Annotated in this window: 10 protein-coding genes; 7 read left to right on the top strand and 3 right to left on the bottom strand. The window is 49.4% G+C overall.

Going from position 1 to position 11,410, the window contains the following annotated elements:
* Nucleotides 1-170: 170 nt before the first annotated feature.
* The 6 genes from rodZ (at nucleotide 171) to der (ending at nucleotide 7,206) form a co-directional block, all read left to right on the top strand.
* Nucleotides 171-1,178, top strand: coding sequence for a cytoskeleton protein RodZ (gene rodZ / locus M975_RS13735; protein WP_064560293.1), 1,008 nt, complete (start codon nucleotides 171-173; stop codon nucleotides 1,176-1,178).
* 37 nt (nucleotides 1,179-1,215) lie between these two features.
* Entirely contained in the window at nucleotides 1,216-2,337 is a 1,122-nt protein-coding gene (gene ispG / locus M975_RS13730; protein WP_064560291.1) for a flavodoxin-dependent (E)-4-hydroxy-3-methylbut-2-enyl-diphosphate synthase, read from the top strand.
* A 117-nt stretch (nucleotides 2,338-2,454) separates the two neighbouring features.
* Complete coding sequence (gene hisS, locus M975_RS13725) at nucleotides 2,455-3,741, top strand: histidine--tRNA ligase (RefSeq protein ID WP_064560289.1); 1,287 nt, start codon at nucleotides 2,455-2,457, stop codon at nucleotides 3,739-3,741.
* A gap of 24 nt (nucleotides 3,742-3,765) precedes the next feature.
* Complete coding sequence (locus tag M975_RS13720; RefSeq protein WP_064560287.1) at nucleotides 3,766-4,386, top strand: YfgM family protein; 621 nt, start codon at nucleotides 3,766-3,768, stop codon at nucleotides 4,384-4,386.
* A 10-nt stretch (nucleotides 4,387-4,396) separates the two neighbouring features.
* Complete coding sequence (bamB, locus tag M975_RS13715; protein WP_064560285.1) at nucleotides 4,397-5,578, top strand: outer membrane protein assembly factor BamB; 1,182 nt, start codon at nucleotides 4,397-4,399, stop codon at nucleotides 5,576-5,578.
* A gap of 122 nt (nucleotides 5,579-5,700) precedes the next feature.
* Nucleotides 5,701-7,206 carry a ribosome biogenesis GTPase Der gene (gene der / locus M975_RS13710; RefSeq protein ID WP_064560283.1) on the top strand — a complete coding sequence of 502 codons (1,506 nt, stop codon included), beginning with the start codon at nucleotides 5,701-5,703 and terminating at the stop codon, nucleotides 7,204-7,206.
* A 58-nt stretch (nucleotides 7,207-7,264) separates the two neighbouring features.
* On the opposite strand, the gene M975_RS13705 is transcribed toward der, so the two are convergent.
* Nucleotides 7,265-7,873: a lysozyme inhibitor LprI family protein gene (locus tag M975_RS13705; RefSeq protein ID WP_064560281.1), complete on the bottom strand. Its 609-nt coding sequence runs from the start codon at nucleotides 7,871-7,873 to the stop codon at nucleotides 7,265-7,267.
* A 414-nt stretch (nucleotides 7,874-8,287) separates the two neighbouring features.
* Between M975_RS13705 and M975_RS13700 the strand changes: the two genes are divergently transcribed.
* Nucleotides 8,288-9,196 (top strand): transporter substrate-binding domain-containing protein, encoded by a 909-nt coding sequence (locus M975_RS13700; RefSeq protein WP_064560279.1) that lies wholly within the window; start codon nucleotides 8,288-8,290, stop codon nucleotides 9,194-9,196.
* A 53-nt stretch (nucleotides 9,197-9,249) separates the two neighbouring features.
* Here M975_RS13700 and eutC read toward each other — a convergent pair whose 3' ends face one another.
* Nucleotides 9,250-10,023: an ethanolamine ammonia-lyase subunit EutC gene (gene eutC, locus M975_RS13695; RefSeq protein ID WP_064560276.1), complete on the bottom strand. Its 774-nt coding sequence runs from the start codon at nucleotides 10,021-10,023 to the stop codon at nucleotides 9,250-9,252.
* Nucleotides 10,020-11,408, bottom strand: a complete 1,389-nt coding sequence (locus M975_RS13690; RefSeq protein ID WP_064560274.1) for an ethanolamine ammonia-lyase subunit EutB — start codon at nucleotides 11,406-11,408, stop codon at nucleotides 10,020-10,022. The genes eutC and M975_RS13690 overlap by 4 nt, the downstream gene beginning before the upstream one ends.
* Between the last annotated feature and the right edge of the window lie 2 nt (nucleotides 11,409-11,410).

Below are 11,410 nucleotides of genomic sequence, written 5' to 3'. Positions count from 1 at the left end.
GGTATGTTTATGTGAACATGCAGTTTGAGCTGAATGTTATGTTGTCTGGAGGTTTACCCTTCAGAACACAGATTTGTTTCGCGAAGCGGGAGAGCGTGGTGAAGCGGAAACGCTGTGCTGCAAGACTCCTGCCTAATTCCTCAATCGAACAGTCCCAGCAATTGTAGCTAATGAATACTGAAGCCACTCACGAATCAAATGCAGAAAAAACCACGGGTGAACGTTTACGTGTTGCCCGTGAAGAACTCGGTCTTAGCCAACAAGCCGTGGCCGAGCGCCTGTGCCTGAAAGTTTCCACCGTTCGGGATATTGAAGATGACAAGGCTCCTGCCGAGTTAGCGTCGACCTTCCTGCGTGGTTATATCCGTTCTTATGCACGTCTTGTGCGTATTCCGGAAGAAGAACTGTTGCCGATGATGGAAAAACACGCACCTATCAGAGCGGCCAAAGTTGCTCCAATGCAAAGTTTTTCACTGGGGAAACGCCGTAAGAAACGTGACGGTTGGCTGATGAGCGTCACCTGGCTCGTTTTGTTTGTCGTTATCGGCCTGACGGGTGCGTGGTGGTGGCAAAACCACAAAGCACAGCAGGAAGAAATCTCGACTATGGCAGATCAATCTTCAGCTGAACTTTCTGCCAGCAACAGCAACTCTCAGTCAGTACCTCTAACGACCAGTGATTCATCTGAGTCTGATACTTCTGCACAGCAACCTGTGCAGACTCCAGCAGAGACACAGCCTGCTCCTGTAACTGATTCAGCATCAAATCAAGCCCCAGCAGTGACGGCCCAGCAAAACACACCAGCGGATTCTTCCGCTGTTGTGTCACCAAGCCTGGCACCTGTTGATAATGCGCAGTCCACTGCAACGTCACCGTCGCAAAATAGTGCGTTACCTACCGATCAGGCTGCTGTGAATACACCTGTGGCTGATGCGAATGCGCTAGTGATGAACTTCAACGCCGATTGCTGGCTCGAAGTGACCGACGCAACGGGTAAGAAATTATTCAGCGGTATGCAGCGTAAAGATGGCAATTTGAATTTAGCCGGTCAGGCACCGTATAAATTGAAAATTGGTGCTCCAGCTGCAGTCCAGATTCAGTTCCAGGGTAAACCTGTCGATTTGAGTCGCTTTATCAGAACTAGCCAGGTTGCACGTCTGACAGTAAGTGCTGAATAATCGCAGCCAGCATGACGCGTAATTGTGGAGATTTGTAATGCATAATGAAGCCCCAATTCAGCGTAGAAAATCCAAACGGATCTACGTAGGAAATGTTCCTATCGGCGACGGGGCACCGATCGCCGTTCAGTCGATGACCAACACCCGTACTACGGATGTTGAAGCGACTGTTAATCAGATTCGAGCGTTAGAAAGAGTGGGTGCCGATATCGTTCGCATATCAGTACCCACCATGGACGCAGCAGAAGCGTTCAGGCTCATCAAACAGCAGGTCAACGTCCCGTTGGTCGCTGATATCCATTTTGACTATCGTATCGCCCTCAAAGTTGCTGAGTATGGCGTCGATTGTCTACGTATTAACCCAGGCAATATCGGCAACGAAGAGCGTATTCGTAGCGTTGTGGATTGTGCCCGGGACAAAAATATCCCGATCCGTATCGGTGTTAACGCCGGATCGCTGGAAAAAGATCTGCAAGAAAAGTATGGCGAGCCAACGCCTCAGGCGTTGTTAGAATCCGCGATGCGTCATGTAGATCATCTGGATCGCCTCAACTTTGATCAGTTCAAAGTGAGTGTAAAAGCATCCGATGTTTTCCTCGCGGTCGAATCCTACCGTTTGCTGGCTAAACAGATCGATCAGCCACTGCATTTGGGGATCACCGAAGCGGGTGGCCTGCGTGCAGGCTCTGTGAAATCGGCCATCGGCCTTGGCTTATTGTTGGCCGAAGGGATTGGTGACACGCTGCGCGTATCACTAGCCGCCGATCCGGTTGAAGAGATCAAGGTTGGTTTCGATATTCTGAAATCTTTGCGCATCCGTGCTCGCGGTATTAACTTTATCGCCTGCCCGACGTGTTCGCGCCAGGAGTTCGATGTTATCGGTACGGTGAACGCTCTCGAAGAACGCCTGGAAGATATCATCACGCCAATGGATGTTTCGATTATTGGTTGTGTAGTGAACGGGCCGGGCGAAGCGCTGGTATCCACGTTGGGTGTGACCGGTGGTCACAAGAAGAGTGGTTTCTACGAAGACGGTGTGCGTCAGCGTGATCGAATGGATAACGAAAACATGATTGCGCAGCTTGAAGCGCGTATTCGTGCCAAGGCTTCCATGCTCGATGAATCGCAGCGGATTAGTATCCAGCAGCTGGAAAAATAGTGCGAAACATGGGAAGCATTCGGCTTCCCGTGTATGATTGAACCCGCCAGACGTTTTGCTAAAGCAAGCAGTCTGATTTCGGGTTCATTTTTTGTATAAATTCGGTAGAGAATAAACGTGGCAAAAAACATTCAAGCCATCCGCGGCATGAACGATTACCTGCCTGGCGAAACCGCCATTTGGCAGCGCATTGAAGGCATTCTGAAACAGGTGCTCGGCAGCTACGGTTACAGCGAAATCCGTTTGCCGATTGTAGAGCAGACCCCGTTATTCAAACGCGCAATCGGTGAAGTGACCGACGTGGTTGAAAAAGAGATGTATACCTTTGAGGACCGCAACGGCGATAGCCTGACTCTGCGTCCTGAAGGCACCGCGGGCTGCGTGCGTGCCGGTATCGAACATGGTCTTCTGTACAATCAGGAACAGCGCTTGTGGTACATCGGGCCGATGTTCCGCCATGAGCGTCCGCAAAAAGGGCGTTACCGCCAGTTCAATCAGTTGGGTGTCGAAGTCTTTGGTCTGCAAGGGCCTGATATTGATGCTGAGCTGATCATGCTGACCGCGCGCTGGTGGCGTGCGTTGGGTATCGACCAGCATGTTAGCCTGGAACTGAACTCAATTGGTTCGCTTGAAGCACGCGCTAACTACCGTGACGCGCTGGTTGCGTTCCTGGAGCAGCATAAAGAGAAGCTTGACGAAGATTGCCAGCGTCGTATGTACAGCAACCCGTTGCGTGTACTGGACTCTAAAAATCCGGAAGTTCAGGCTCTACTGGATGATGCACCTACGCTGGGTGATTATCTGGATGAAGACTCTCGTGAACATTTCGCAGGCCTTTGCCAATACCTTGATGCTGCGGGTATCGCGTATACCGTGAATCAACGCCTGGTGCGTGGTCTGGATTACTACAACCGTACCGTTTTCGAATGGGTAACAAGCAGCCTGGGTTCTCAGGGCACCGTTTGTGCGGGCGGTCGTTACGACGGTTTGGTCGAGCAACTTGGTGGCCGTGCAGCACCTGCAGTTGGCTTTGCTATGGGTCTGGAACGTCTTGTTTTGCTGGTTCAGGCTATCAACCCGGAATTTAAAGCAGAATCTGTTGTCGATATTTACCTGATATCGTCAGGTCAGGGAACGCAAGCTGCGGCGATGCTGTTAGCTGAGCAATTACGTGATCAGGTCCCGGCTATTAAGCTGATGACTAACTACGGCGGTGGCAACTTCAAGAAGCAGTTCGTCCGTGCAGATAAGTGGGGCGCGCGTGCAGCCCTGGTGCTGGGTGAAACTGAAGTCGCAAATGGTCAGGTCGTCGTGAAGGATCTGCGCACAGGTGAGCAAACTACCGTTGAACAAACAAACGCGGTGGCTCATTTGCAGGCGCTACTGGGTTATTTTCCCCGGTGATTAATCGTTAAGGAGAAGGACTGCGTGGAAATTTACGAAAACGATAACGAACAGGTTGATGCAGTAAAACGCTTCTTTGCTGAAAATGGCAAAGCGCTGGTAGTAGGTGTCGTACTGGGTATTGGTGCGCTGGTCGGTTGGCGTTACTGGAACAGTCATCAGGCTGAAAGTTCGATGGCTTCTTCTCTTGAATATCAATCTGTTACAGATGCTGTGCGTGCCGATCAACCTGCGACACTGAGTGCCGCAGAGAAATTTGCTGCCGGCACTAAGAACACCTATGGCGCTTTGGCGTCATTGGAGCTGGCTCAGAAATACGCTGATAACAATGATCTCGCGAAAGCGGCAGCTCAATTACAGCAAGGCCTGAGCAGCACCAGCGATGAAAATTTGCAGGCGCTTATCAACGCGCGTCTGGCACGTATTCAAATACAACAAAAGCAATCTGATGCGGCGCTGAAAACCCTCGACAGCATTAAAGGCGAAGGTTGGGTAGCGATTGTTGCTGATTTGCGCGGTGAAGCGCTGCTCAGCAAAGGGGACAAGCAAGGTGCACGCGATGCGTGGAGCAAAGGCTCACAAACTGACGCTTCTCCAGCCCTGCGCGAAATGATGCAGATGAAAATTAATAATTTGTCGAGCTAAGAGGGACCCGATGCAATTGCGTAAACTACTTGTACCAGGGCTGATTTCTCTGACGCTGCTCAGCGGTTGTTCACTGTTTAGCGGTGAAGAAGACGTGGTAAAGATGTCTCCACTGCCGACAGTTGAAAACCAGTTTGAACCTGAAAAATCATGGAGTACTTCTGTTGGTAGCGGTATTGGCGATTTCTACTCCAATCTGCACCCAGCATGGCAGGACGGCAACATTTATGCCGCAGACCGCCGTGGTACTGTGAAAGCCGTTAACGCGGATGACGGTAAAGAAGTCTGGTCTGTTGACCTGTCTGAAAAAACGAATTTCTATTCCAGCAACCTGCCAGCACTGCTTTCCGGTGGTGTAACAGTTGATGGTGCGCACGTATACGTTGGTAGTGAGAAAGCACAGGTTTATGCGCTTAACACCTCTGATGGTAGTATTGCGTGGCAAAGCAAAGCTGCAGGCGAAGTACTTTCTCGCCCGGTAGTCAGCGACGGTTTGGTTCTGGTTCACACCAGCAATGGTCAGCTTCAGGCTCTTGACGAAACTGATGGTGCAGTGAAATGGACAGTAAACCTGGATATGCCAGCGCTTTCTCTGCGTGGCGAATCCGCTCCAGCCATAGCGTTTGGTGCTGCTATTGTTGGTGGTGATAACGGTCGCGTAAGTGCTGTGCTGATGAAGCAAGGCCAGATGATTTGGCAGCAACGTATTTCTCAGGCAACCGGTGCAACTGAAATTGACCGCCTGAGCGATGTCGATACTACGCCTGTCATCGTTAACGGTGTGGTTTATGCTCTGGCATATAACGGTAACCTGACTGCGCTGGACTTACGTTCAGGCCAGGTGATGTGGAAACGTGAACTGGGTTCGGTAAACGACTTTATTGTTGATGCGAACCGTATTTTCCTTGTCGACCAGAACGATCGCGTTGTGGCTCTGAATGCTGATGGCGGTGTCACTCTGTGGACGCAAAGCGATCTGCTGCACCGTAATCTGACCTCGCCTGTTCTGTACAACGGTTATCTTGTTGTCGGCGACAGCGAAGGGTATATGCACTGGATCAATGCCGATGACGGCCGTTTTGTGGCTCAACAAAAAGTGGACAGTTCTGGCTTCCAGACTGAGCCCGTTGTTGCCAGCGACAAGCTGTTAATTCAGGCTAAAGACGGTACGTTGTACGCTATTAAGCGTTAAATTTGCCTGAAGTATTTTTAAGTGCGAAACGGTTCCCGTAGTCCAGGAGCCGTTTCCTGTTTTTAGAAACGATGTGATTTGACGTCGTTTTAAGATGAATTTTGAGTTATGAGGTTTTAATCATGGTACCTGTGGTTGCGCTTGTCGGGCGCCCTAATGTCGGAAAATCCACGTTGTTTAACCGCTTGACGCGTACCCGAGATGCGCTGGTCGCGGATTTCCCGGGGCTGACTCGCGACCGCAAGTATGGTCGTGCTGAAGTGGAAGGTCGCGAATTTATTGCTATTGATACCGGTGGTATTGATGGCACGGAAGACGGCGTTGAAACACATATGGCTGCGCAGTCGCTGTTAGCGATTGAAGAAGCTGATGTGGTGCTGTTTATGGTGGATGCACGTGCTGGTCTGATGCCTGCCGATGAAGCCATTGCTAAACACCTGCGTTCTCGTCAGAAGCCAACCTTCCTGGTGGCAAACAAAACTGATGGCATGGACCCGGATCAGGCAGTTATTGATTTCTACTCCCTGGGTTTAGGTGAAATTCACCCGATTGCTGCTTCTCATGGCCGCGGCGTGACAACGCTTCTCGAACACGTTCTGATTCCTTTCATCGACGAAAAAAATCCGCGTGAGCCGGAAGAAGAAATTGATGAAGATGCAGCCTATTGGGCAGCATTCAATGCTAAACATGGCATTGTGTCTGAAGACGACGAAGAGATTGAAGAAGAGGAAGAAGAACCTTTCAACCCTATCGATTTACCCATCAAACTGGCGATTGTTGGCCGTCCGAACGTAGGTAAGTCAACGCTTACTAACCGTATTCTTGGCGAAGACCGCGTTGTGGTTTACGACATGCCGGGCACCACCCGTGACAGCATCTACATCCCAATGGAACGCGATGAACGTGAATTCATTCTTATTGACACCGCGGGTGTACGTAAGCGTGGCAAAATCACGGAAACCGTTGAGAAATTCTCGGTAATCAAAACGCTGCAAGCCATTGAAGATGCTAACGTTGTATTGCTGGTGATTGATGCGCGTGAAGGTATTTCCGATCAGGATCTATCTCTGCTCGGCTTTATCCTGAATAGTGGGCGCTCACTGGTGATTGTGGTCAACAAGTGGGATGGCCTGAGCAACGAAGTCAGAGAGCAAGTTAAAGAGACGCTGGATTATCGTCTGGGCTTTATCGACTTTGCTCGCGTGCACTTCATCTCTGCGCTGCATGGCAGCGGTGTGGGCAACTTGTTTGAGTCTGTTCGTGAAGCCTATGACAGCTCCACGCGCCGTGTAAGTACTGCGCTGCTGACCCGTATTATGTCTATGGCTGCTGAAGATCACCAACCGCCGTTGGTACGTGGCCGTCGCGTTAAGCTGAAATATGCTCACGCCGGTGGTTATAACCCGCCGATTGTCGTGATTCACGGCAACCAGGTTAAAGACCTGCCAGACTCCTACAAACGTTATCTGATGAACTACTTCCGCAAATCGTTGGACGTCATGGGTACGCCAATTCGTATTCAGTTCAAAGAAGGGGAGAACCCGTTTGCTAACAAACGTAACACCCTGACACCGAACCAGTTGCGTAAACGTCAGCGTTTGATCAAGCACATCAAGAAAAGCAAGTAATTCTCTGCTCTCTAAAACAAAAACCCGGTTTTTATACCGGGTTTTTTTATGGCTGTATTTACTTCACCTGATACTTATTTTGCAGTTCGCTGATGCGCTGTTGATACTCATCACTCAGGCATTTATTTTTATCATCGGCTTTCCAGCATTCATTTCTACCTTTAATCCACCCGCGTTGCTCTGCTTTAAGCGTCGAGTTATTGTTAGATTTTACCAGTGCCTTCTTGTAGGTATCCGTGAGTTTGAGATCCATTGCCGATAATGTATCACTTTGGCAGATGAGTTCTTCCATACTCCCTTGGCTCACGGCAGCACAAGAGAACGAAGGGCCAGATTTAGCTGCCGTTTGTTTATTCGCAGCGGGGGCAAAACTGACTTCATCTTCTGCTAAACAGACACCGTGTGTACGGTTAGGACCCGTAAAGGAGATATCAGGGTTACCTTCAGCAGAACGCACAATGCTGATAATGGTTTTCCCGCTGGTTGCTTCCCAGTAGCTGGCACTGCTCTGTTTAACCGTCGCTTTCTGGCCATCGACCCACACGTCACCTTTACCATCGCTGTATACGCCGCCTGTTTTTCCACAGCTAAAGTTGAATGCTTGCGGTTGCGCCGCAAATGAGGCAAGTGGGAACAGAGCGAGTGCAATTAACATAAGTTTTTTCATCATCAAACCTTGAGCAGAAGTTGGTGCTTTTTAATGGATATTTATAATATATACCCTAAATAATTCGAGTTGCATCGCGGCGGCAAGAGAACGAGTCCCGATGAGCTTAGTGAACTAAGTGATTTGGGTGAGAGAACGCAGCCAACAAAGATGCAACTTGAAGTATGACGGGTATAAGTATCAAACCCGTACGGGACAAGTACTAAGCCCGATATTCAGCACAGCTAATTTACATAATGCAATTATCTTTAAATTGTTTTCTCTTGTTGTAATAAAAAACCAATCTATTACTAACATAAATAGCATATTTAATATTTTTAACTTTAGCATTTCTATAGAGGGGAATTGAAAGCTTGCTTTACATTGGGCAGCGTGTATTAATTGATAAAATAAATACCAGGCAAAATGATAAATATGTTAATGATCTTATGTCGGAAAATAAAGTATGTTGTGATAGTGTTTGTTTCTTTGCTGTCTTTTTTTGCAAAGGCTGACGATTCTATTAATCATCTCAAAGATCGACACAGCATCACATTTTCATATTTGGATGGTGAGTTTCCTTTTTCATATACGCTCACAGGTAAGCCCAAGGGTATTGCGATTGATTTATGTGAGAGCCTTGCGGAGCATATCGGTAAAGAGATAGGCACGCCGCTAGCGGTTAAATGGATTAAAGTCGTTCCGGCAGCACGCTTCCAGTCATTGATGAATCACCAGTCTGATATAGAGTGCTCGGACATCACCAACACTATCGAAAGACGGCAATATCTGTTGTTTTCTATTCCGTTTTTTTATGCATCAACCGCATTTATCTCCCATAAATCCAGCCACCTCGATAACACAAACGTGCTCTCAGGCCACACAGTGTTCGTGACGTCGGGTGATATAGCCGTGCAAGCGGTAACGAAGCTAAACGCTAAATTAGGTTTTTCACTCTTCACCCATTTAACCCAGTCAGCATTTTCGGGTTTTGAGGATATGAAATCTACGGATAACTCGGTGTTTGTTGCGGACGATGTTTTGCTTTATTCGCTCAAAGCAACAAGCCCGACGCCGGATGATTATGTTATTTCCAACGATAATCTTATCGATGCTCAGCCTTTCGCTTTAGCGTTACCGCATGAATCTTTCGCCCTGCAAAAAGAAGTTAATAACGCCATGATGGAGATATTCTCTACAGGTGAATTTGACAGGATATACAGCAAATGGTTTTTAGCCCGTATTCCACCTGATAATACTCTGATTAACATGTCAATGCCGAGTCACTTGAAGCAGGATATTGCAAAGTGGAGTGCTGAATATGCTTCATTGCATGCTAAATAACGGTTTTAATCATTTTTGTGTGTAGAAATTATTGAAGCCAACAATTTGTCTCATCACTTCTGCCTGATAAGCGGCCTGACTTTGTGATGCAAAACTGGGTTGTCGCTTTCATCTTTCAGTTTCACGCCGGTCAAACGGCGAACAAAAGCTTGTTCCAGTAACCATGCCAGCTTAAATGCGGCCGCCGTGTGGCTAAGTCCTTCCGGGCGAATATTAGAGATACAGTTACGTTCTGACTCCAGCCGTTTGCGCTCCGGCTTCCATGTCAGATACACCCCCAGGCTATCAGGGGATGAAAGACCTGGCCGTTCGCCAATCAGCATTGCCACGGCTTTGCAGTTGAGTATTTCGCCTATATCGTCACCCAGTGCGACACGTGACTGGTGGGCGAGCACAACAGGTGCCAGCGTCAGTCCCAGCATTTTGATATAGGGCAGCAACTCACGAATTAACGCCACCGCCTGGCGATGTACGGCGTGGGACGAGAGCCCATCGCCAATCACCAGCAGTAGCTCGTAACTGCCAATATTGCTGGTTTGTAGACTGTTACGGCTGTCATCATCAAGCATGCGACCTAAATCTGGCCGGTTCAGATAAATGTGCCTGTCTTGCGCCGCACTTCTGACCGTAAAAGTGGGTAAGCCCAATTCTGCGAGTGCCTGACTGATTTCTTCACTATGAAATGGTTGATGGACGGCATCTCTGGCTTGCGCGTGGGCAAGACCGAAATTAAGCACTTCCCGGGTTAGCAGGCTGGCGCCACTGCGCCCAAGGGCGATACGTGCATCGGTGAATTCCCGTAATAATGTCCAGGCATCCGTGTTCATAAGGTCACTCCCTGAGGCAGAACGCTCAATAGCGGATGGCTTGCCCCCGTTAATCGAAGCTGCCCATGGCTATCAATGATCTGCATGCGGGTCAGCCATTGTGCAAATTCTGGCGCGTGTTTTAACCCCAGCAAGCGGCGGGCGTATAAGGCATCGTGGAAAGAGGTGCTTTGGTAATTGAGCATGATGTCATCAGCGCCCGGCACACCGATTAAAAACGTCAGCCCGGCGTTGCACAGCAGCGTAAGCAGGGTATCCATATCATCCTGGTCCGCTTCGGCGTGATTGGTGTAGCAAACATCACAACCCAGCGGCAGCCCCATCAACTTGCCACAGAAATGATCTTCCAGCCCGGCACGGATAATCTGTTTGCCGTCATAAAGATATTCCGGGCCAATAAACCCGACAACGGTATTCACCAGCAGTGGATTGAAATGGCGGGCGACGGAATATGCGCGTGCCTCACAGGTTTGTTGGTCGACGCCATGATGGGCATTAGAGGACAGGCAACTTCCCTGGCCGGTTTCAAAATACATCACGTTATTGCCCAGCGTGCCGCGCTTTAAACTCAGTGCAGCTTCATGCGCTTCCTGTAACAGCGACAGATTAATACCAAAGCCGGTGTTGGCGGCTTCGGTTCCGGCCACGGACTGAAAGACCAAATCTACAGGCACACCACGTTCGATAAGCTGCAAGGTGTTGGTGACGTGGGTCAGCACGCAAGATTGAGTCGGAATGGCAAAGCGGCTAATGATGTCATCCATCATATAATTCAGGCGTTCAAGCACGGGGAGGCTGTCGCTCGCGGGGTTAATACCCACAACGGCATCGCCTGCGCCATACAGCAAACCGTCGAGCATGCTGGCGGCAATACCTTTTAAATCATCTGTTGGATGGTTCGGTTGCAAGCGCACGCTGAGATGGCCCGGTAAGCCGATAGTGTTACGAAACTGAGTGGTAACCTGGCACTTGCTGGCCGCCAGAATTAAATCCTGATTGCGCATCAATTTACTGACTGCCGCCGCCATTTCTGGCGTGATGCCTTTTGCTACGGCCCGCAGTGTCTGGCTGTCTGTGGTGTCATCAAGCAACCAGTCACGGAAATCGCCAACCGTTAAGTGGCTAATTGCCTGAAATGCGCTTTTATCGTGCGTATCGATAATCAGGCGGGTGACTTCATCATCTTCATAAGGGATGAGCGGATTGTCGAGGATTTCACATAAGGGAACCTCTGCGAGCGCCATTTTAGCGGCAACCCGTTCTTCTGCGCAGTCTGCTGCTATCCCTGCAAGGTTATCCCCGGAACGTGCCGGGGATGCTTTTGCCATTAACTCCTTGAGGCTGGCAAATGAGTAGCTGCGATACGCCAGAGCGGTGTGATACATCT

This window comes from Buttiauxella brennerae ATCC 51605 (assembly GCF_001654925.1).
GTDB lineage: Bacteria > Pseudomonadota > Gammaproteobacteria > Enterobacterales > Enterobacteriaceae > Buttiauxella > Buttiauxella brennerae.
The sequence above is the reverse complement of the archived record's forward strand: the minus strand, read 5'-3'. Positions and strand labels throughout refer to the sequence as shown.